Here is a 20,531-nt window from a genome sequence, read left to right on the forward strand (position 1 = left end):
CGGTCGCGCCGGTCAGCTCCCCGTGGGAGAGACGGGCTCGGCCACGCCCTCGGGCACGCGGGCGTCCGGTGCCGGGGCGGTGACCGGCGCGGTGGCGTCCGTGCCGGTGACCGTGGAGGGGGCCGCGGACTGCGGCAGGGTGAGGGTGAGCGGCGTGGCGGTCGCCGCGGTCCACGCGGACCGTTCGCCGGCGTACGCCTCGCCGAAGGCGGCGCCGTCCCGTGTGGTGCCCTCGGGCATCGTGGCGGGGACGTCGACGCCGGCGGGGCTCTCGACGGTGACGGTGTCGCCGATCCGGTAGGCGGTGACCTGGCCGTCGGCCACCGCGGTCCGCCACGAGGCGCGCCGCTTCAGCTCGTTGCCGGTGTCCTTCATTCTCAGGTTGACCAGCGGTGTGTTCTGCGCGAACAGCGTGCCGTAGGTGTCGAGGACGCCGTCCAGGACCGGGTAGGCGATGCGGTCCTCGGCGAGGTTGGACTGGTGGATGAAGTGCGGTTTGGGGTCGTTGCCGAGGACGTGGCCGAGGGCGATCTGCCGTTCCAGGGGCACGATGTGCCGGTCGTAGCCGGTCGCGGTGTCGAGCGGCTCGGGCAGGCAGGTCGTGGTGGCCGGGTTGTCCTCGCAGATGCCGCTGCCGCCCTGGGCGCGGCTGGTGTAGATCCAGTTGTACTCGTCGACCTGCTCGGCCGCGCGGCCGGCGTTGTAGAAGATGTTCATCGGGTAGCGGGGCACGGTCGTGGCGGGGCCGACCTGCCGCTGGCCGGGTTCGCGGGAGTTGTCCGAGGCGAGCCAGGCGGTGCCGTTGTCGGCGAGGGCGAGCGCCAGGTTGGGGTTGTCGGCCGGCTGCTGCGGCAGCACCTTGAGCCCGGAGTGCTCGCCGGTCACCAACTCGTCGTCGTCCAGCGGGAGTCCGGCCGACCGGCCCCAGACGCTGTTGTGGGCGATCTCGTCGGCGACGGCGGCGCGGCTGACCCATTGGGTGCTGCCGTCGGCGTTGGTGGCGCACCTCCAGGGCACGACCGAGGTGTCCTGTTCGCAGCCGAGGAAGGCGTGCGTGTAGGTGTGGTTGATCCAGCGGAACTCGGCGCGTTCGGCGACGAGCCGGTCGGCCAGCGGGTCGGCTCCACCGTTGTCCTCCCGGTGGTCGACGCTGCCGGCGCCGTTGTAGGCGAGGTCGAGGGTGAAGCCGCGCTCGCGCTGCCAGGTGACGGCGTGGTCGACGTCGGCGGGCGTCATCCTGATCGGGTCGGGCGTGGCGTTCGGGTCGGTGCAGTCCACGTCGCCGGGTGTGCAGTTGAGCGTGGAGTTCCAGCGGTCGTCGGCCGCGAAGACGTCGTCGACGTGGACGGCGAAGTAGTTGCGGGAGGCGCCCAGGTGCACCCCGCCGGTCATCCACTCGACGATGCCGCGGGCGAGCAGCCGGAACTGCTGCTGGTACTCGTTGTAGACGAAGGTGACGACGAGTTCCCGCCGGCCGTCGTGCCGGTACTCCCCCACCAGCGAGCCCTGCTTGGCGGTGCCCGGGATCGGCGCCTGCACGTACGGGGTGAAGTCGGCGCCGGCCATGGGCGTCGACAGATAGGCGTAACTCTCGCCGACGGTCGGGGAGTTGTCCTCGAAGGGCACCGGTCCGTCGAGGTAGCCGAACGCCCCCGCCCGCCCGGCGTCCGTCACCTGGGCCCGCACTCCGTCGACGCTGCCCGAGTAGCCGCCGTACACCGGGTACTGCAGGCCGGTCTCGGGGCGGGCGTAGGTGTAGGCGTCGACCTGCGGGATGTCGTAGGCCTGCTCGTATGCCGCGAGGGCGGCCATCTCCGGCGAGTTCGTGGGGAACGGGTTGTCGTTGGGCAGCACGACGGCCTGGAACTTGGCGCGGTCCCGGCCGTCCACGGTGTCCGCGAGGTAGCCGGCGTCGATGACCGGGCGGTCGGACCGAGTGAGGTCGATCTCCGTGTACGGCGTTCCCGCGGTGTCCAGTTCGGCGGCGATGGCGTCGGTGGCCGGGCCGCCGTCGCTGACGACGAGCACCCGCAGGTCGATGCGGGGCGGCGGCGGGGCCGCCGCGTGTGCGGCCGGTGCGCCGAGCGCCGCTATGAGCGCTCCCGTCGTGAGCAAGGTGGTGCCTAAGGTCCGCTTCATGCGGTGCTGTCCCCTCCCAGGGCAGGGGTGAGTACTGCTCCGCAGAGCGGACGCACCCCCGCGAGTGACGCCGGCTCCCCCTCAGTCGCCGGTCGTCGACCCATCCGTCGCGTCAAATAGTGAGGTATCTGTGGAGCTTTCGTGCTCTTGCTGCGGAACCTGACGGAAAAACGCAGGTGCGGGACGCGGGGCCGCTCGGCCCGGACCGGGTGCGCGACCAGGGATCACGGCCGCCCGCGAGTGCGGCTTCGCCCCCTGCCGCGCAGGTGGGAGGGGCGTTCCCCGTCTCCTTGGACGGTCGGGGAACGCCGGTGCGACTGCCACTGGTATGGACCGGTACGCGGGTTGGCCTCGCGCCGGTTTCAGGTCATCCGCGTCCCTCACGTACTGCCGGCGCTTGGCATCGGGTCCCTTCCGCCGGGCCGACGCCGACCACGGCTCCCGCGCCGGCCTACTCGGCGTCGAACTGGTGGTCGGCCCAGACATAGCTCGCGGGCAGCAGGTCGGTGATGGGGACGGTTCGGACGCGGTCGCCCTCGCCGACGATGACCTCGAGGTCGGGGAAGTAGTCGAGAAGGGCCTGGCGGCACCGGCCGCACGGGGGAACGACGCCGCGGTCGCGGTCGCCCACGGCGACGATCGTGTCGAGGTCGTAGACGCCCTGGGCGGCCGCCGCACCGATGAGGACGAGTTCGGCGCACGGGCCTCCGGTGAAGTGGTAGGCGTTCACCGCGGTGACGATGCGCCCGTCGCCGGCACGGCCCGCGGCTGCCATGGTGTGGTTGTCGCCCCGGCACCGCGTGCGCGCGACATCGGACGCGGCCTGGATGAGCTCGTGGTCGACGTCCTGTATCTGCGTGGTCATGTCCTCTGCCTTCGTCCGGGGTCAGGCGACGCTGACCCGCCCGACCGTGCTGCGCAAGTGACCATCCTCGCTGTGTGCTGACCGGTCATCCCAGTTGGCCCTGCCGCGGTGGCGGCAAGGTGAGGGCCGAATGGGCGGGCCGGCCCTCCGTGGCGGGCACGGTTGTGCCACTGAGGCCGCGCAGCATGTCGTTGCGCCGCTCAAGGCCCCGGGCGGTGGTGGGGAAGAGTATGGCGTCGCCCTCGCCGATCTGGTCCTGGTTCAGCGTCACGAACCCACGGGTGCCGTGTTCGTAGGCGGCGAAGCCCGCTTCGGCGTCCCGGTCGGCCAGGGCAGCGGCGAGCATGTACGCGCCGACGAGCGCGAGGCTGGAGCCCTGCCCGGTGAGGAAGGAGGGTGCGTAGGCGGCGTCGCCGACCAGCGCGACCCGGCCGCTGGACCAGCGAGGCATCCGGATCTGGCTGACCACGTCGACGAACAGGTCGTCCGCGTCACGCAGGGCGGCGAGCATGCCCGGGACCTCCCATCCCGCGTCGGCGAACGTGGCGGCGACCAGGTCCCGTTGGGCTCGGGGGTCACGGAACGCCTCCAACGAGGTCGGGGCCTGCGGTCGGGCGAAGGTCAGCAGGGCGTGCACCTCTTCGCTGTCCCCCACGGCGTAGAGAGCCGCCGCCCTGCCCGGGGTGTTCCACATCGTGACCTCGTGGGAGAGGCCGAGGGTGTTGCGCATGGTGAACCCGGCGAAGCAGTACCCGAGGTAGCGGTGGTACTGCTCTTCGGGGCCGAACACCAACTCCCGGGTACGCGAGTGCAGACCGTCCGCGCCGAAGACCATGTCGAACGTACGTCGGCCGCCCCGACGGAAGGTGACGTCGACCCCGTGGTCGGACTGGTCGAGGCTGTCGACGCAGTCGTCGAACAAGACCTCCACGTCGTCACGGACCGCCCCGTACAGGGCCTCGGTCAGATCCCCGCGCCGCACCTCCAGGTCCTGTCCGGCGACACTGCCGGCGACGGCGTGCGGACCGACCGAGGCCACCGTGCCGCCCTCCGCGTCGAGGAAGGTCAAGCGACGCAGGTCGACGTGCGCGTCCCGCAGTCGGGGCAGGATCCCCATCCTGCGGACGACCTCCAGCGCGGTGCCCCGTACGTCGATGGGGTAGCCCCCGCCGCGCAATGCGGCCGCCTTCTCGACCACGGTGACGGCGTAGCCGTAGCGGTTCAGCCAGAAGGCGAGGGCGGGACCCGCGATGCTTGCGCCCGATATCAGGACCTCGCGTCTGCGGGGCGGGGTACGCACAGCCGTCAACGGGCCGGTGGAGGTCATGTCTTGACTCCTTTGCCCATGGTGCGGACGACGAGGAGGGACAGCGCGGTGACGACGCCGGCGATGACGAAGCCGGTGACGAAGGCGGACTCGGCAGGGTCGTCCGTCCCGGGCCGGGTTCCGGCGGCGAGGAAGGCGCCGCTGACCTGTGCGCCCGCGGCGAAGCCGATCACGCGCGTCACCAGGACCAGGCTGGTGGCGGTTCCGGTGTTGCCGTGGTCGACGGAGGTGGCGGTCCTGACGACCATCGCCGTGATGCAGACACCGCTGGCGAGGGCGACCAGCGCCTTGCCGACGACGAGGTGCCAGACCTCGGTGTGCACGAACGCCAGGGCGAGCAGCGTGGCCGTCATGGTGCCGATTCCGGCGGTGACCACAGCGGTCGAGCCGTAACGCCGCGCCACGGCCCCGCCGAGCGGCCCGCTGGCCGCCCCCGCGACGGCCCCGGGCAACAGGTACCGCCCGATGTCGGTGGAGTCGGCCCCGAAGCCGTACCCGTCGGCGGACGCAGCGAACAGCTGCGGAACGAGGAACATCGACACGGCGGTGCCCACACACACGGCGAAGGTGATCGCGTACGAGCTCCATATCGCCGGCTTCGCCACCAGGCGCAGGTCGACCATGGGTGAGGGCGACCGGCGTTCGACGGAGATCCATCCGGCCACCAGGAGGGCCAGGAGCAGGACGAGGGCGCCGAGTACGAGTGGCCGGCCGCCGAGTTCGGGTGCCATCGAGAGGCCGAGCATGAGCGTGAGGAGGATGCCGCTCAGGAGCCCCAGGCCGGGCCAGTCGATCCCGGCGCTCGACCGGGTGGGCGGATCGTCCGGCATCAGCCGGTGGACGAGCAGGGTCGCCATGACGATCGCGATCGTGGGTATCGCGAACATCCAGTGCCGCGACAGCCCTTCCGCGACGGGCCCGGCCATCAGCGTGCCCAGCATGCCGCCGCCCACGAACAAACCGCTGACCACGCCGATGGCCACCTGGGACGCACCGGTGGGCAGGTGCCTGCGGACCAGGATGAACGACAGGGGCATCGCGCCCACCATCGCGCCCTCCAGTACCTGGCCGAGCAGCAGCACCGGCAGGTTCGGTGCCAGTGAGGACACCAGGCCACCGGCCGAGACCACCGCCATCAGCCGGAGCATGACCCGTTTCCCGCCGTAGCGGTCGCCCAGGTTGCCGGCGACGGGCGTGACGAGAGCGCCGGTGATGAGCAGCGTGATGCTGAGTAAGGCCCCTTGCGCGGGGCTGATGGACAACTCGCGTTGCAGCAGCGGGAGCGTCGGTGTCACCACCGACTCCAGGGCCCCCGTGGCGACTGCCAGCATGCCGAGCGCCCCGACGGCGGCCTTCCCGGCGCGGACCGGGGGAGCCAGGGTCGTGGTCATGAACGTCCTTTCTTCGGTGTCGGGGGAGATTCAGAGAACTACACTACACCGTGCAGTGTAATCAGGTTAGGATACGGCCATGCCGACCACGAAGACACTGCGCGAGGGCTCCACGCAGAAGCGGGCCGCCATCCTCACCGCGGCCCGGGAACTGTTCCTCGCCGACGGCTTCGACCGGACCAGCGTCGACGCGGTCGCCGCCCGGGCCGGCGTGTCCAAGCGGACGGTCTACGACTACTTCGGCGACAAGCGGACGCTGCTGCAGGCCGTCGTCGACGGCGTCGGCCAGTCCCTGATCACCACGATCCGGCGCATCCTCGACGACACGCTCGCCGACCCCGCCGAGGCCGCCGACCTCGAGGACGTCCTGGTCACGTTCTCGACGCGGATCGCGACCGACATGCTCGGCTCGGCGGAGTACGCCACACTGCAGCGGCTGGTCCGCGCGCAGTCCGGCCTCGGCGAAGGCGGCGAGAACTCCATGGCCGACGCCCCGGACGAGGCGCTGGCCGAGCGTTTCGCCGCCTTCGCCGAGGCCGGACTGCTCGACGTCCCCGACCCCCGGCTCGCGGCCGACCAGTTCATCGCGCTGACCTTCAGCGTCGCGCTCAACAGGTTCGGCTCCGCGAACGCCGCGGAGGACGACCGCGTCCGGCCACTCCTCGTGGAGGGGGTGCGGACCTTCCTCCGGGCGTACCGGGCCAAGTAGAGCCGGGGCGGATCAGAACCAGGCGGTGCACTCGATGGCGCCGCCCGGACCGTTGGTCCCGCAGGCCCGCATGACGGGGCCGGCGTCGTTCCCCTCGGAGTGATCCCTCTCGCATCCCGGCGCGGGGGAATGGACCCGCCGCCCCGCCAGAGGCGATCGTGAACGGCATGAACGATCACCGCACGGCGTCCGCCGCCCCCGACCCGCACGCCGGGGCCGCCGCGATCCGGCTCTTCTGGGAGCGGCTGGGGCTTCCCGGGCTGGTCGACGTCCACACGCACTTCATGCCGGAGCGCGTGCTGCGCAAGGTCTGGGGCTATTTCGACGCGCTCGGACCGCTGACCGGTGGGCTGGAGTGGCCGATCACTTACCGCGCGGAGGAGGAGGAACGGACCGCGCTGCTGCGGGAGTTCGGCGTACGGGCCTTCACCTCGATGCTGTACCCGCACAAGCCCGGCATGGCGCCCTGGCTGAACGGCTGGGCCGCCGACTTCGCCCGCCGCACCCCGGACTGCCTGCACACCGCCACCCTCTATCCGGAGCCCGGCGTCGAGGCGTATGTCCAGGAGGCCGTCGACGCGGGCGCGCGGGTCTTCAAGGCGCATGTGCAGGTGGGTGCGTACGACCCGGCAGACGAACTCCTCGATGCCGCTTGGGGGTTGCTGGCCGAGGCGGGGATCCCCGTGGTGATCCACTGCGGCTCCGGGCCGGCGCCCGGCAAGCACACCGGCCCGGAGCCGATCGCGCGCGTGCTGGCACGGCATCCCCGGCTGCGACTGGTCGTCGCGCATCTCGGCATGCCCGAGTACGAGGAGTTCCTCGGGCTCGCCGAGCGGTACCGGGAGGTGCGGCTGGACACGACGATGGCGTTCACGGACTTCGCCGAGCGGCTCATGCCGTTCCCCGGCCGGGCCCTGCCCCGGCTGGCCGGCCTCGGCGACCGCGTCCTGCTCGGCTCCGACTTCCCCAACATCCCCTATCCGTACGTCCATCAGCTGCACGCCCTGGAGCGGCTCGGGCTCGGCGACGAGTGGCTGCGGGCGGTGTGTCACGACAACGCCGTGGAGCTGTTCGGGCTGTGACGCCGGCCCCGGTCACGTTCGTGAGAATCCGACGTCTGTGCGGTGCAGCGTGTTTCCGCGTGGGTATCAGCATCGGATCCGGCGGTGCCGGTTCGGGCGGATGCGACGGGGGCGGAGCGAGTGGCGAGAGAGGTATGGAGCGGCAGCGCCGGGATAGAGGCGGCGGACGCGGTGTTCGAGTTGATGAGGCGGCTCATCGACAACTTCCGGGACAACCCGCCGGTGACGCCGCTGGTGGTCCTCCAGGCAGGTGAGGAGGACCCCACCGGAATCCTGGACCGGCGGGTCGCGCAGGTCGTGGAGTTCGTCCGGCAGGGCCATCAGCCGCGGGGGCTGATCGCCAAGCGGCTGGACGGCGGGGGCGGCGCGGACGCGTACTCCTCGGCGATCGACATGGTGCGCCAGCTGTGCGAACACCCCTGGGACAACCAGAACCAGTCGCAGTACAAGGGTTTCGGCTTTCCGCGCTCGCGGCTGCTGCGGGCCATCGAGCAGGCGGCGCCGGAGGTCGGCGGGGACGTGAGCACGGTCTGGTCGGCCGCCCAGCGTCGCGAACGGCTGATGCGGCGGCTGGCCGAGCTGCGCTGGCGGCCGGGGCGTGATCCGGACGGCGCCGACGAGGAGAGACGTGTCTCGGCGCTGTCGGACACGTTCGGCGCGGTGGTGAACCCGTCCGGTTTCGTGGGCGCGATGTTCATCGCCTGTCTGAGCGTGCTGCTGGGCGAGGGCGGGTGGCAGACGGCCGTGTGGGGCGGTGCCCTGGCGCTGGCGGCGTTCGGCGTGGTGCACCTGCTGGCGCGCAGCGCGCCACCGCTGCTGTGGCTGCGCCGAGCCAGCCGCTGGTTCGCCACCACCACGTTCCTGGCGCCTTCGAGCGACCGGCCGGAAGCCGCCGAATGGTCCCGGTGGCGGCCGACGAAGTCCTGGGAGACGATCCGCGGCCGTGCCTTCGCCGTCGCCCAGCAGGTGGTGGCGGCCCAGGCCGGGGACGTGACGGCACGTCAGTTCCATCTGGAGCTACGGGTGCTGGCGTTGCTCGAGGACCTGCGCGAGAACTTCCGGCCCCGGACCCTGGACCTGCGTCGCCGCAAGCGCACGGTTCCGCCCGTGGTGTATCTGCCGTGCGCCACCGAGGAGGACGGCGGCCTGCTGTTGCTGCGGGCGATCAGCAATGTGCGCACCCGCCGCAGCGAGGTCGACCCGCTGCTGGTGCTGGCCGCGCTCCCGGCCGCGGAGCGGCTGCGGCCGCCGGGATCCGAGGACCCGGGGCGGCTCGCCGTACCGCGGCCCGACGGGTCCGGGCCGGACGACCCGGAGCGTGCCTTCGCGGCGGACGCCCGCTACCAGGAGTGGGTGACCGGCCTCAACGTCGGCCAGTCGCCCGGGCGGTCGGCCGCACTGCCGTGGATCCTGTGGATACCGCTGTCCGCCGAGGAGCTGCGCCGCCGGCACTCCGCGCAGCACTCCACCACCCGGATCCGCCGTACCGCCGCCTGGCTGCTGTGGTCCCGGCCCTGTCTCGCGGTGGTCCTCGCCATCGCCCTGGCCCTGGGCTTCCTCGGCAACCGGTGGATGGCCCAGCGCTACTGCCAGGGGCGGCTGGTCGGCTCCAACACCGACTCCGTTCTGGTGGGCGGCGAGTGCGTGGGCGTCGCCACCGGGGACGTACGGCTGGCCGCGGGCAACGGACTGGAACTGTACGGGGCGGGCAAGGGCGTCACCTTCGACGCCGTCGAGCGGGCGATCAGGGCCGAGAACGCGAAGATCGGCCCCGCGGACAAGTACGTGACGATCGTCTACGCCGGCCCGGTCACCGCGAGGGAGGAGTCCGACACCCGCAAGGGTCTGGAGGAGATCACGGGCGTCTACCTCTACCAGCACTACGCCAACGTCAGCACCCATCAGCCGACGAAGACAAGGGTCCTGCTCGCCAACGCCGGCCAGAACATGCTCCAGGTGCTTCCCATGGCCCGGCACATCGCGGAACTCGCCCGGCGCGACCGGTCGGTCGTCGGTGTCGTCGGCCTGGGACGCGACACCACCGAGAGCGACGACGCCGTGGCGATCCTCAAGGGCGCGGGCCTGCCCGTGGTGAGCACCACCAACTCCGGCAGCCATCTGGCGCGGGAGCTGTCGAACTGGTTCGGGCTGGCCGCCACCGACGAGGAGGAGGCCGACGCACTGCTCGTCGTCGCCCGGCAACTCGCCCGGCGCGAGGAGGGCGCCCGGGCCGTGGTGCTGGCCCGCAAGGTCGGCAGCGAGAAGGACTTCTACACCACCGAGCAGGCCAGAGTCGGCAAGGGGATGCTGGACCGGGCCGGTTTCGAGCCGCTGCCCTCCCACTCCTACCGGCTGAGCCCCAACGGCGAGCCGGAACTGACCGACCCGGTGGAGGACATCTGCGCGAGCGACCCGGTGCCGAGGGCCCTGTACTTCGCGGGCCGGGTGGAGGACGTACCCAACCTGATGTCCCAGCTGGGCTCCACGCCCGGCTGCTCCGGCCGGCCCATCACCGTGTTCACCGGCGACGACCTGGCGAAGAGCAACTACGACGAGGGCGAGAGCCTGCGCATCCCCCCGGAGGTCACCCTCTACCACTTCGCGCTGGCGCCGATGGACCTCGTCGGCGCGGCCGGCTTCTACGAGGACGCCCACCGCGTGCTCGGCGACCTGCTCCCCACCGGCACCGCGCCGACCGCGCTCGCCGATCCCGCGCGGCCCTGGGACGACGCGCTCTTCTCCAGCGGCCAGGCGGTACTGGCCTACAGCGCCACGGCGGTGCTGTACCGCGCCTCGAAGAACGGCGACGCCCCGCAGACGGCTCCGGAGACCTGGGCCGACCTGCGCTGGCGCCCCAACCCGAACCTGCCGGTCGGCACGGTCAGCTTCGCCGGCAGCCAGCCTTACGCCGACCAGCGGGGCCACGGCTACAAGATCGTGCGGGTGACCTACCGGGGCCACAAGGTGCAGTCCGTCACCGTGTGCGGTCGGCCCGCCGGCAGCGACGAACCGCTCTCCGCGCCGCCGGGCCGCAAGGGTGCCGACCCGGACACGGTGTGCCGCGAGGAGTGATCCCACGGCCTGCGTCGTCGCTCAGCAGGTCGTGAGGACCAGGGCGGCGTTCTGGCCTCCGAAGCCGTAGGAGGTGCTGACGGCGGCTGTGGCGCGCGTGGTGCGGGGGGCCTTGGCGACGATGTCGAGGTCGATGTCGAGGGCGGTGTCCTCGTGGTTGGCCGTCGGCGGGATCAGGCCGTGCTGGAGGGTCAGGACGGTGACGGCCGCCTCGATCGCGCCCGCGGCACCGATCGCGTGCCCGATCGCCCCTTTGAGGGAGGTGACGGGTGGCGGCGCGGTGAACACGGTGGTGAGGGCGCGGGCTTCGGCGAGGTCGTTGAGGCGGGTGGCGGTGCCGTGGGCGTTGACGTGCCCGATGTCGGCGGGTTCCAGGGCGGCGTCGGCGAGTGCGGCGGTGAGCGCTTCGGCGGCGCCCTGGCCCTGGGGGTGCGGGGCCGCGTAGTGGTGGGCGTCGCAGGTGGCCGCGTATCCGGCGAGGTAGGCGCGTGGCCAAAGGCCGCGGGCACGGGCGTGGTCGGGCCGTTCGAGGACGAGGACGGCCGCGCCTTCGGAGAGGACGAACCCGTCGCGGGCGGAGTCGAAGGGGCGGCTGGCCCGGGCCGGGTCGTCGGTGCGCTGGGAGAGCGCGCCCATGCGGTGGAAGCAGGCGGCGGGGATGGGATGGCGTACGGACTCCGCGCCGCCCGCGAGCACGATGTCGCACGTCCCGGCGCGCAGCAGGTCGCGGGCGATGCCGATCGCGGTGGCTCCGGACGCGCAGGCCGTGGAGACGGTGAGGTTCGGTCCGCGGGCGCCGGTGTCGAGGCCGATCTCGGCGGCGGACATGTTCGGCACGCTGCGTGGGATGGCGAGCGGTGAGATGTCCAGGGGCCGGTTGTCGGCGAGTTTGGCGAATTCCCGGTCGTAGCGTTCCATGCTGGCGGTGCCCGAACCGATCACGACGCCGACCCGGAGCGGTTCCCAGGTCCGCGGGTCCAGGCGGGCGTCGGCGAGGGCCTCGCGTGCGGCGAGGAGGCCCATGGCGGTGAACCGGTCCAGCCGCCAGGCGGACGGGCCGACCAGTCGGCGGGCGTCGAAGTCGGGTACCTGGCAGGAGATGTCGACGGGCAGTCCGGCCAGATGTTCGTCACGCCGCGCGGTCGAGGTGCCCTGCAGGAGGGTCTGCCAGGTGCCGGCCGCGTCGAGTCCGGCCGGGCTGACGATGCCCAGGCCGGTGATCGCGACACGGGTCATGCGCCCGCGTCCGTGGCGGCGAGGGCCGGGTCGGCTGGTGCGGGGGCGGCCTGTGCGGCGTCGGGTCCTGCGGCGGCGTCGAGCAGGGTGACCAGTTGGCCGACCGTCTTCGGCAGTTCCGTGTCGTTGAGCGTGATGCCGGTGCTCTCCTGGACCGCGAGGCCCATCTCCAGCAGCGCCAGCGAGTCGAGGCCGAGGTCCTCGAAGGTGCGTTCGGGGGTGATGTCGGCGGCGTCGATCGGGAAGGTCTCCGTGAGCACCTGGGTGATGGTGTCCAGGGTCGTCGCCATGCGTGCCTCCAGAACTGTGGTCGGGTGGGCGGTGTGGGTGGTCAGTCGGAAAGGGGCGTCCCCGCTTCCGGCAGGGGTCCTGGTCGGGTGTGCGGTGCCGGCAGGGGTGCGGTGCGTGGGGCGAGCCAGCGGGCCGCGGCCGCCGCGGTGAGCAGGACGACGGCCGCCGCGGTCGTCGCCGTGAGGGTCATGGCGTCGACGAACGCGTCACGGGCGGCCGAGAGCACGGCGATCCGCTCGGCCGGCGGCAGCAGGCCGGCCTGGTCCGGTACGGACAGGAGGCTGTGTCGTGCGGCGTCCGCCACCTCGGGCACGGTGGCCGTCACGGCGGGGGCCTCGACGAAGCGGGCGGTGAACACGGCCGTCAGCAGGGAGCCCTGCACGGCGACGCCGAGCGCGGAACCCACCTGCCGTGTCGCGTCGTTGATGGCGGAGCCCAGTCCGGCCTGCGCGGTGGGCACCGACTCCATCACCGATTCGGTGCCCGCCGCCGCCACGAGCCCGGCGCCCACGCCCGCGATCGTCTGGAACAGCGCACAGTGCCCGTAGCCGGACTGGACGGTGGTGGCGGCCCAGACGCCGAGCGCGAGGGTGACCACGAGCAGTCCGCTCACCACGGTGGCCTTGATCCCCAGGTGCCGCTGGACGGCTACGGCCGCCGCCGCGCCCACGGCCAGCCCGGCGGGCAGCGGCAGGGTGCGCACCCCGGCCTCGACCGGGCTGTAGCCGAGCACGCCCTGCAGGTACAGGGTGAGGACGAACAGGGCGCCGAACAGGGCGAAGGACATCAGCGCCAGGGCCGCGGCGGCGACTCCGATGCCGGGCCTGGCCAGCAGGTGCAGCGGCAGCATCGGCGCCCGCGCACGCCGTTCCCAGGCGAGGAACGCGGCCAGGATCAGCCCGGCGAGCGCGAAGCCGGTGACGACCTGTGCGCTGGTCCAGCCCTTGTGCGGGCCTTCGATGATCGCCCAGACCAGGGCCAGCAGTCCCGCGGTGGACAGCAGCGCCCCGACGGCGTCGAAGGCGGCCGAGCGCGGTGCGCGCGACTCGGGGACGAGCAGGCAGGACGCCGTGATGATCACCGCGGTCAGCGGCAGGTTGATCCAGAACGCGGCCCGCCACGAGGCGTGTTCGACCAGCCAGCCGCCGATCACCGGACCGCTCAGCCCGCCGAGTCCGCCGACCGCCGCCCACACAGCGATGGCGCGACGCCGCAACTCCGGCTCGGGGAACATGTGGTGCAGGGCCCCCAGGGTCGCCGGCATCAGCAGCGCCGCCCCGGCTCCCATGCCGCACCTCGACGCGATGACCTGCCAGGGCTCGCCGGCCAGCGCGCCGCCGACCGAGGACGCGCCGCACACGGCCACGCCGAGCACGAAGCAGCGCCGGCGCCCCCACCGGTCGGTCACCGCTCCGACCGCCAGGACGCTGCCACCCAGCATGAGCGCATAGCCGTCGACGATCCACTGCACCTGCGCGGTGGTGGCGTCCAGGGCTTCGCGCAACTGCGGCACGGCCACGTTGAGGACGGTCAGGTCCATGCCGAGCATGAACAGCCCGAGGCAGACCACCCCGGCCGCCCAGCCCCGTCGGGTCCCGGCATCCGCCTCTCGGCCGGGGTGCGCCGTCATACGGCGGGCACCGCCTCGTGGACCACCGCGCCGAGGTCGGCCGCCACCTGACGTACCAGGTTCTCGGTCTGTCCGTGCATGTACATGTGGCCGCCCTCGAACAGCCGCGGCCGGGCCGCCGTGCCGAACAGCTCGTTCCAGTCGAGCAGTTGCCGCAGGCTGGTGGTCGGGTCCTGCGTGCCTCCGTACAGCGCCAGCGGTACCTCCAGGGGAGGTTCGTCGCGGTGGCGGTGGTGCAACAGCAGCAGGCAGTCGGCCAGCAGCGGTGTGCACGCCACCGCCATCAGCACCGGATCCTTCAGCAGCCGGTGCGGGATCGGCCCGCCCACCAGCTGGCCGACCCCCTCCAGTCCTCCCATCAGCAGGGGCGGCAGACCCCTCGCGTACGCGCCGTCCTGCGGCCCGCGCAGCGACGACACGCCGACCCACAGCGGAGGACGGCCATCGGAGGTCCGCAGGGTGCGTACTGCCTCGAAGGCCACGAGAGCGCCCACACTGTGCCCGAACACGGCGAACGGCCGCGGATCGGCGCGGTCATCCATGACCTCCGCGACGAGCGCGGCCACGGCGGCCGTGTCCGTCAGCGACGGTTCCTCCGTACGGCTCCCCCGGCCCGGCAGGCTCACCGAGCACAGCTCCGCCCAGGCCGGCACCAGGCCCACCCACGGCGCGTAGAACCCCGCTCCGGCGCCGGCCGGGGGCAGGCAGTACAGGCGCACCGCCGCCTCGGGGCGCTCCTGCAGTACAACCCGCGTCAGTCCGCCAGTCACGCAAACCGCCCACATCCGCTCGCCGTACACGCGTGGTCTCCAGGCAGCCCCCGGCGCCGCGGCTGGGGGTCGGGAGTCGGGGTTCATCGTTTCGCCCGGCTCCGGCTGAGGAGGGATCAGCACGCCGCAGGCCGGCCGACATTCACTGAAATGAGGCATCAACAGGCGTCAAGGAGATGCGACGGCCGACTCCTGACAAGCAGTCAACCAGCCCCGTCGATGCTCGATCCTGCTCGTAACTGCTTTCTATCGAGCACATATTGACATGCACTCGCGAAGCCCGCAGAGTCATGCCCCGACAGACCCCACGTCCCGACAGTGCACCGGCAGTGATGCAAGCCACCTCGCGAGGAGTGTTGTCGTCATGTCCGAAACCCCCGCTGTCTCACGCCGACTGCTCCTGGGCGGAGCCGTCGCCACCGGCGCGCTCGCGGCCGGGATGACCGCCGCGGCACCGGCCGCGTCCGCCGCGACCGGACCGGCGCCCGGCCGGCGTCCCGGGCAGAAGTCGATGATCGGCGTGCCGTTCGAGGTCCACAGAACCGTCCGCGTCGGCGTCATCGGCCTGGGCAACCGCGGCAGCGGCATGATCACGGGATGGGCGGCCGTACCCGGCTGCACCGTGACCGCCGTCTGCGACATCCGCGCCGACCGCGCACGAAGCGCCGCCGACCGCCTGGAGAGCAAGGGCGAGCCCCGCCCCGCCGAGTACGGCGGGGCGGCCGACTCCTACGCCCGGATGCTCGGGCGCGACGACATCGACCTGGTGTACGTCGCCACGCCCTGGGAGTTCCACCACGAGCACGGCCGGGCCGCGCTGCTGAGCGGCAGACACGCCGTGGTGGAGCTGCCCGTCGCCACCGAGCTGCGCCAGCTCTGGGACCTCGTCGACACCTCCGAGCGCACCCGCAAGCATCTGTTCCTCTCCGAGAACTGCAGCTACGGCCGCAACGAGCTGGCCATGCTGCGGATGGCGCACGCCGGCCTGTTCGGGGACATCACCAACGGCCACGGCGGCTACTGCCACGACCTGCGGGAACTCCTCTTCTCCGACACGTACTACACCGACTCCTGGCGGCGGTTGTGGCACACCCGCAGCACCGCGTCCCTGTACCCCATGCACGGGCTGGCCCCGATCGCGGCGGCCATGGACGTCAACCGCGGCGACCGTATGACCACCCTGCGCGCCACCGCGACCGCGCCGAGGGGCCTGGCCGACTACCGCGAGCGCTTCCTGCCCCGGGACCATCCGTCCTGGAAGGAGACGTACATCAACGGCGACCTGGTCACCTGCCTCATCGAGACGGAGCGGGGCAGGGTCATCCGGGCCGAGCACGAGGTGAGCTCGCCCCGGCCGTACAGCAGGATCAACACGCTCGCCGGCAGCCGCGGCATCGTCGAGGACTACGCCGGGCCCTCCCCGACCGGGGCGCGCGTCTACCTGGAACCGGACCACGCCGGCCACACCTGGCGCGACTTCGCCGACTACCGCAGGGAGTACGACCACTGGCTGTGGCGGAAGGTCGGCGACGACGCCGCGAACAACGGCGGACACGGCGGCATGGACTACGTACTGCAGTGGCGCACCGTCCAGCTGATGCGTGCCGGGCTCGTCCCCGACATCGACGTGTACGACTCGGCGGCCTGGTGCGCGGCGGTGCCGCTGAGCGCCGCGTCCCTGGCGCGGGACGGCCGCCCGGTGGAGATCCCCGACTTCACCCGCGGCGCCTGGGCCACCAGACGCCCCGGACTCGACTCCAGCCCCACGGACATGCCGCCCGTCGGCTGAGGGCCACCGCGCCCGAGCAGGGCCGGGGTGTGTGGCGGTCCAGTCGGGGCATCCGGATGTCCGGGAGGTCTCGATGGACACGAGTGCGTTGGCACGGACCGGACGTTTTCGGGCGCGACGGGTGGCGCGGGGGTCGGTCGTGGAGGGAGCGGCCAGGGCCGGTCTCGCCGCCCGGGGTGTGATCTACCTGCTGGTCGGCGCGCTGGCGCTGCAGGTCGCCTTCGGCGACACGAGCCGGCAGGCCGACCGCGGCGGGGCGCTGGAGGAACTGGCGCGCAGGCCGTTCGGCGCGGTGCTGCTGTGGGCGCTGGGCATCGGGCTGGTCGGCATGGCCCTGTGGCGGTTGTCCGAGGCGGTCTTCGGCTCCGTCGGGAAGGACGGCCGCAGTGCGCGCAAGCGGCTGCTGGCGGTGGTCCGGTTCGCGTTCTACGTCGCCGTCGCCTTCTCCGCGCTGTCGTTCGCGGCGAGCCGGAACCACGGCGGCGGGTCCAGTGACCAGCAGTCCCGGGATGCCACCGCCAGGGCGCTGGAGATCCCCGCCGGCCAGTGGCTGGTCGGCGCGGCGGGGATCGCCGTCGTCGTGACCGGCGGCTGGATCGCCGTACGGGCGGTCCTGCGCAAGTACCACGACGAACTCCGGCTCGGGCGGATGAGCCGCCGGTCCCGGCAGCTGGTGGACGTCACCGGCGTGGTCGGCGGTGCCGCCCGGGGGCTGGTGTTCGCCGTGGCCGGCGTCTTCGCCGTCCGCGCGGCCGTCGACTACGAACCCGAACGGGCCAAAGGGCTGGACGACACTTTGCGCAGCTTCGCCGACACGCCTCTCGGCCCCTGGCTGCTGGTCTGCGTTGCGGCCGGGCTGGTGCTGTTCGGGGTGTTCTCCTTCGCCATGGCCCGCTGGCGGCACGTCTGAGTCGCGGCTGGCGGGGAACACGAAGCGGATGAGCGATTCCGAGATTCCGCATGGCGACGGCCGGGCGCATGGTGACGGCCGGGCCGTGGACGTGTACCTGGACCTCCTGCGCATCCGGATGGACACGGAGGATTACCGCCTCCTGCTGCGCGCCGTGGAACCGGTCCTGCAGGCGATCGAGGAGGAACGCCTCTCCAGCGACGACCTCGCGCTCGACGCGGGGGCGGCCGACGAGCTGCCCCAGGAGGTCCGCGACGAGGCCGCCCTCGTCATCGCCACCGCCGTCACCGGCCGCCTGGACAACGAAGTGGTCGAGATCGACGTCGACGAGACCGGTCCGGTCCGGATCGTCACCGACGCGACCACCGCCTCCGACCCCGCCCGCCTCGGCGAGATCGCCGACTACATCAGAGAACGGCACCGGCAGACGGAGGAACTCCGGGGCATCGCCGAGGTGAGCGGACTGCCCACCGACTTCTGACCGCCGCCGACCGGCCTACACCCTCCGTACGACACCGACCCGCCGACACCGGGGCCGCCAGGACGACCATCGCCTGGCGGCCCTTCGGCGTGTCCGCACGCCCCGGTTGCCGACGCCCGCCTCGGGCCGAAATCCCGCTCACAGATTTCCGGCCATTTCATGGCACAGGCACCTCGGCCACACCTACAACAGACGACCCGAATAAAATTCCTCCCACCTCCTCGACCTCGGGAACCGGTCGAACAATCACGCCACTGATTGAATAGGCAATAGGGTCCGAATTTCTGCGCCGGGACGGAATTCGCAGCTAGCCTCCTGGGACGACAGTGACAGGGCGGGTACTTCGAGGCATCGAACACCGCGAACAGAAGGGAGTCACACCATGCGTCCCATGACGCGCTGGGCAATGACAGGAGCGCTGCTGAGCACGGCGGTCGCGGGTCCTCTGAGCGTGCCCGCACACAGCGCGCCCGCCGCGCCCGCCTCGCTGTACGCCCCGTCGGCGCTGGTCATGACCACCGGTCACGGGGAGAAGGCCGCCACCACGACGCCGGAGCGGGCCGTGACCGTGAACTGTGCGTACACCACCTCGGGAACGCACCCCGACCCGCGGCAGGCCTGTGCGGACCTGGACCGGGTGAACGGGGATCTCGACCGTCTGGCCACCCTCCGCGGGAATGACGCGGGGCAGCCCTGCACCAGGGAATACCGCCCCATTGTCGTGACGGTTCAAGGGGTATGGCGTGGTACGCGGATAAACTACGAGCACACCTTCGCCAATCCTTGCATCAAGGAAACTCAGGAGGCGGCGGCATTCGCCTTCTGAGCGGCAACCGGCGGGCGGGGCGCACCCTTGCGGGGCGGCCCGCCCTTTCCTGCTCAGGGCAGCAGTCGTCGCTCTTTCGCGACCGCCACGGCGCCCGCGCGCGTGTCGACGCCGAGCTTGTCGTAGATGCGCCGCAGGTGGGTCTTGACCGTGGCCTCGCTGATGTACAGCGCGCGGGCGATGTCGCGGTTGCCGATCCCGCGGGCGAGCTGGGCGAGGATGTCGCGTTCGCGGTCGGTGAGGGCGGGCCGAGGTCGGCGCAGGCCGGCCATGACCCGGCCGGCGACCGGTGCCGACAGGGCGGTGCGTCCCTCGGCGGCGGCGTGGATCGCGGCGAAGAGCTCGTCGGGGCGTTCGGCCTTGAGCAGATGGCCGGTGGCTCCGGCCTGGATGGCGCGGGTGACGTCGGCGTCGGTGTCGTACGTGGTCAGGACCAGGACGTAGGTGCGGGATCCGGGGGCGGCGGTGAGGCGGCGGGTGGTCTCCACGCCGTCGATGCCCTCGCCGAGCTGCAGGTCCATCAGTACGACGTCCGGGGTGAGCTTCGCGGCCAGCGCGAGCGCCTCCTCTCCGGTGCCGGCCTCGCCGACGACCTCGATGTCCGGGGCGCTGTCGAGCAGGGCGAGCAGCCCGGCCCGTACGACGGCGTGGTCGTCGCAGACCAGGATCCGCACGGGGGCAGCGCGGTCGGGGGTCATCGGGGTGCCTCCAGGGGGACGGCGGCGGACAGGACGGTGCCCTCGCCGGGAGCGGACTCGACGGTCAGGGTGCCGCCGAGGGCGGACAGCCGGGCCCGCATCGCGGGCAGCCCGTGGCCGCGTTCCGCGCCGGGGGCGTCGGGCGGGGCCGCGGGGTCGAAGCCCTCCCCGTCGTCCGTGACATCGAGGACGACGGTGTCGTCGAGGAGCGTGAGGGTGAGCGCGGCGTGGTCGGCGGCGGCGTGTTCGCGGACGTTGGCGAGGGCGCCCTGGGCGATGCGCAGCAGGGCGGACTGGATCCGGTCGGGCAGTTCGGGGAGACGGCCGTCGTCGTCGATGTGGGTACGGCGAGATGCGCGCCGGTGTGGGGGTCGGAGCCGCTCTCCCGGGCGGCCAGGGCGCGCAGCGCCTCAGCGAGGCCGCCGCCTCGGGCGAGGTCCGCGGGGGTCAGGTCGTGCACGAAGCGCCGGGCCTCGGCGAGGTTGTGCTCGGCGACGGACGCGGCGGTGCGGACGTGGGCGCGGGCCTTGCCGGGCTCGGTGTCCCACACCCGGTCCGCGGCCTGGAGCAGCATCCGCTGGCTGGACAGTCCCTGGGCGAGCGTGTCGTGGATCTCCATGGACAGCCGCTGGCGTTCGGCGAGGGTGCCCTCGCGGCGTTCGGCGGCGGCGAGCTCGTGGCGGGTGCGGATCAGGTCGTCGATCAGGACGCGCTGGCGTGCGGTGTGCCGTTCCATCTGGAGGAACACGGCGGTGGCGAGGGCGGCGACGGCGGGCGGGGCGAGGACCAGGTTGGGGTCGAACCGGCCCGAGAGCTGCACCTGCGCGGCGACGACGAACACGGTCAGGAGCGCCACGAGCGCGAGCGCCGCGCGCGGCGGCAGGGTGCGCAGTCCGGTGTAGAACAGGGGCACCGCGCACCAGGCGAAGCTGGGTGCGAGCACGACCAGGAGCATCCACACCACGACGACCAGCGCCAGCCAGGCCGTACGACGCCGGGTGGGTCGGGGGCCCGGGTCGCCGGCCCTGGGGCCGAGCAGGTGCAGGGCGGTCAGGACGGCGCACAGCGCGATGATCCATGGCGTGCGCGGTTCGCCGGGGTGGCGCAGCAGGAAGCGGGCGAGCGCTCCGCCGAGCAGCAGGAAGAACGCCGCGTGCATCACGGCGCCGAGCCACCGGGTGTCCACGGTGTCCGGCTCGTACGACCGGTTTCCCATACGGGGTCGCCTCCCTTCCGGCTCGTGGGCGCTGAGCTGGGCAAACACCTCCATTGTGGCCCGGCCCGGGGCGGGGCGGGTCAACCGATCGGATGACCC

The 20,531-nt window shown here is 72.4% G+C and carries 16 protein-coding genes and 1 pseudogene; 7 read left to right on the forward strand and 10 right to left on the reverse strand.

The features are described from left to right. Positions 1–12 precede the first annotated feature (12 nt). The 4 genes from ACFZBP_RS11230 to ACFZBP_RS11245 all read right to left on the reverse strand — a co-directional run bounded on the left by ACFZBP_RS11230 (position 13) and on the right by ACFZBP_RS11245 (position 5,722). On the reverse strand, positions 13–2,139 hold the full coding sequence (locus ACFZBP_RS11230; RefSeq protein ID WP_391411982.1) for a hypothetical protein: 2,127 nt from the start codon (positions 2,137–2,139) through the stop codon (positions 13–15). A gap of 451 nt (positions 2,140–2,590) precedes the next feature. Continuing rightward, the gene (locus tag ACFZBP_RS11235) at positions 2,591–3,004 is read right to left on the reverse strand and encodes a cytidine deaminase family protein (RefSeq protein ID WP_383443640.1); all 414 of its coding nucleotides are present in this window, start codon (positions 3,002–3,004) and stop codon (positions 2,591–2,593) included. Between the two features lie 85 nt (positions 3,005–3,089). Next, positions 3,090–4,331: an FAD-dependent monooxygenase gene (locus ACFZBP_RS11240; protein ID WP_391411985.1), complete on the reverse strand. Its 1,242-nt coding sequence runs from the start codon at positions 4,329–4,331 to the stop codon at positions 3,090–3,092. Continuing rightward, on the reverse strand, positions 4,328–5,722 hold the full coding sequence (locus ACFZBP_RS11245) for an MFS transporter (protein WP_391411988.1): 1,395 nt from the start codon (positions 5,720–5,722) through the stop codon (positions 4,328–4,330). Before ACFZBP_RS11245 ends, ACFZBP_RS11240 begins: the two co-directional genes overlap by 4 nt. A gap of 79 nt (positions 5,723–5,801) precedes the next feature. Here ACFZBP_RS11245 and ACFZBP_RS11250 point away from each other — a divergent pair, with 79 nt between their 5' ends. The 3 genes from ACFZBP_RS11250 to ACFZBP_RS11260 all read left to right on the forward strand — a co-directional run bounded on the left by ACFZBP_RS11250 (position 5,802) and on the right by ACFZBP_RS11260 (position 10,585). Then, complete coding sequence (locus ACFZBP_RS11250) at positions 5,802–6,431, forward strand: TetR/AcrR family transcriptional regulator (RefSeq protein ID WP_383443631.1); 630 nt, start codon at positions 5,802–5,804, stop codon at positions 6,429–6,431. A 167-nt stretch (positions 6,432–6,598) separates the two neighbouring features. Then, positions 6,599–7,513, forward strand: a complete 915-nt coding sequence (locus tag ACFZBP_RS11255; RefSeq protein ID WP_391411991.1) for an amidohydrolase family protein — start codon at positions 6,599–6,601, stop codon at positions 7,511–7,513. A 120-nt stretch (positions 7,514–7,633) separates the two neighbouring features. After that, a complete protein-coding gene (locus tag ACFZBP_RS11260) occupies positions 7,634–10,585 on the forward strand; it encodes a hypothetical protein (RefSeq protein WP_391411992.1) in 2,952 nt (983 codons plus the stop codon). A 21-nt stretch (positions 10,586–10,606) separates the two neighbouring features. Here the strand turns inward: ACFZBP_RS11260 and ACFZBP_RS11265 are convergent, their stop codons facing one another. The 4 genes from ACFZBP_RS11265 to ACFZBP_RS11280 are packed head-to-tail and all read right to left on the reverse strand — an operon-like array spanning position 10,607 to position 14,512. Further along, complete coding sequence (locus ACFZBP_RS11265; protein WP_391411994.1) at positions 10,607–11,821, reverse strand: beta-ketoacyl-ACP synthase II; 1,215 nt, start codon at positions 11,819–11,821, stop codon at positions 10,607–10,609. Continuing rightward, positions 11,818–12,111 (reverse strand): phosphopantetheine-binding protein, encoded by a 294-nt coding sequence (locus ACFZBP_RS11270; RefSeq protein WP_391411996.1) that lies wholly within the window; start codon positions 12,109–12,111, stop codon positions 11,818–11,820. Before ACFZBP_RS11270 ends, ACFZBP_RS11265 begins: the two co-directional genes overlap by 4 nt. Before the next feature lie 41 nt (positions 12,112–12,152). Continuing rightward, on the reverse strand, positions 12,153–13,742 hold the full coding sequence (locus ACFZBP_RS11275) for an MFS transporter (protein ID WP_391411998.1): 1,590 nt from the start codon (positions 13,740–13,742) through the stop codon (positions 12,153–12,155). Then, entirely contained in the window at positions 13,739–14,512 is a 774-nt protein-coding gene (locus tag ACFZBP_RS11280; RefSeq protein WP_391412001.1) for an alpha/beta fold hydrolase, read from the reverse strand. The genes ACFZBP_RS11275 and ACFZBP_RS11280 overlap by 4 nt, the downstream gene beginning before the upstream one ends. A 364-nt stretch (positions 14,513–14,876) precedes the next feature. Between ACFZBP_RS11280 and ACFZBP_RS11285 the strand changes: the two genes are divergently transcribed. The 4 genes from ACFZBP_RS11285 (at position 14,877) to ACFZBP_RS11300 (ending at position 18,518) form a co-directional block, all read left to right on the forward strand. Next, positions 14,877–16,301 (forward strand): Gfo/Idh/MocA family oxidoreductase, encoded by a 1,425-nt coding sequence (locus ACFZBP_RS11285; RefSeq protein WP_391412003.1) that lies wholly within the window; start codon positions 14,877–14,879, stop codon positions 16,299–16,301. 73 nt (positions 16,302–16,374) lie between these two features. Next, positions 16,375–17,211, forward strand: coding sequence for a DUF1206 domain-containing protein (locus ACFZBP_RS11290; protein ID WP_391412005.1), 837 nt, complete (start codon positions 16,375–16,377; stop codon positions 17,209–17,211). A gap of 28 nt (positions 17,212–17,239) precedes the next feature. Continuing rightward, positions 17,240–17,692: a hypothetical protein gene (locus tag ACFZBP_RS11295; protein ID WP_383443607.1), complete on the forward strand. Its 453-nt coding sequence runs from the start codon at positions 17,240–17,242 to the stop codon at positions 17,690–17,692. A 382-nt stretch (positions 17,693–18,074) separates the two neighbouring features. Continuing rightward, positions 18,075–18,518 (forward strand): SSI family serine proteinase inhibitor, encoded by a 444-nt coding sequence (locus tag ACFZBP_RS11300; protein ID WP_391412007.1) that lies wholly within the window; start codon positions 18,075–18,077, stop codon positions 18,516–18,518. A 53-nt stretch (positions 18,519–18,571) separates the two neighbouring features. On the opposite strand, the gene ACFZBP_RS11305 is transcribed toward ACFZBP_RS11300, so the two are convergent. Continuing rightward, a complete protein-coding gene (locus ACFZBP_RS11305; RefSeq protein WP_391412009.1) occupies positions 18,572–19,216 on the reverse strand; it encodes a response regulator in 645 nt (214 codons plus the stop codon). Next, positions 19,213–20,432 (reverse strand): annotated as a pseudogene (locus ACFZBP_RS11310) (sensor histidine kinase). Before ACFZBP_RS11310 ends, ACFZBP_RS11305 begins: the two are co-directional and overlap by 4 nt. Positions 20,433–20,531: the final 99 nt, after the last annotated feature.

Source organism: Streptomyces sp. NPDC008086, from assembly GCF_042957325.1.
Lineage (GTDB): Bacteria > Actinomycetota > Actinomycetes > Streptomycetales > Streptomycetaceae > Streptomyces.

Bases quoted from the DNA above. Each gene is read 5' to 3' on its own strand.
- ACFZBP_RS11230 (WP_391411982.1), bottom strand. From the start codon at position 2,139: ATGAAGCGGACCTTAGGCACCACCTTGCTCACGACGGGAGCGCTCATA.
- ACFZBP_RS11235 (WP_383443640.1), bottom strand. From the start codon at position 3,004: ATGACCACGCAGATACAGGACGTCGACCACGAGCTCATCCAGGCCGCG.
- ACFZBP_RS11240 (WP_391411985.1), bottom strand. From the start codon at position 4,331: ATGACCTCCACCGGCCCGTTGACGGCTGTGCGTACCCCGCCCCGCAGA.
- ACFZBP_RS11245 (WP_391411988.1), bottom strand. From the start codon at position 5,722: ATGACCACGACCCTGGCTCCCCCGGTCCGCGCCGGGAAGGCCGCCGTC.
- ACFZBP_RS11250 (WP_383443631.1), top strand. From the start codon at position 5,802: ATGCCGACCACGAAGACACTGCGCGAGGGCTCCACGCAGAAGCGGGCC.
- ACFZBP_RS11255 (WP_391411991.1), top strand. From the start codon at position 6,599: ATGAACGATCACCGCACGGCGTCCGCCGCCCCCGACCCGCACGCCGGG.
- ACFZBP_RS11265 (WP_391411994.1), bottom strand. From the start codon at position 11,821: ATGACCCGTGTCGCGATCACCGGCCTGGGCATCGTCAGCCCGGCCGGA.
- ACFZBP_RS11270 (WP_391411996.1), bottom strand. From the start codon at position 12,111: ATGGCGACGACCCTGGACACCATCACCCAGGTGCTCACGGAGACCTTC.
- ACFZBP_RS11275 (WP_391411998.1), bottom strand. From the start codon at position 13,742: ATGACGGCGCACCCCGGCCGAGAGGCGGATGCCGGGACCCGACGGGGC.
- ACFZBP_RS11285 (WP_391412003.1), top strand. From the start codon at position 14,877: ATGTCCGAAACCCCCGCTGTCTCACGCCGACTGCTCCTGGGCGGAGCC.
- ACFZBP_RS11290 (WP_391412005.1), top strand. From the start codon at position 16,375: ATGGACACGAGTGCGTTGGCACGGACCGGACGTTTTCGGGCGCGACGG.
- ACFZBP_RS11295 (WP_383443607.1), top strand. From the start codon at position 17,240: ATGAGCGATTCCGAGATTCCGCATGGCGACGGCCGGGCGCATGGTGAC.
- ACFZBP_RS11300 (WP_391412007.1), top strand. From the start codon at position 18,075: ATGCGTCCCATGACGCGCTGGGCAATGACAGGAGCGCTGCTGAGCACG.
- ACFZBP_RS11305 (WP_391412009.1), bottom strand. From the start codon at position 19,216: ATGACCCCCGACCGCGCTGCCCCCGTGCGGATCCTGGTCTGCGACGAC.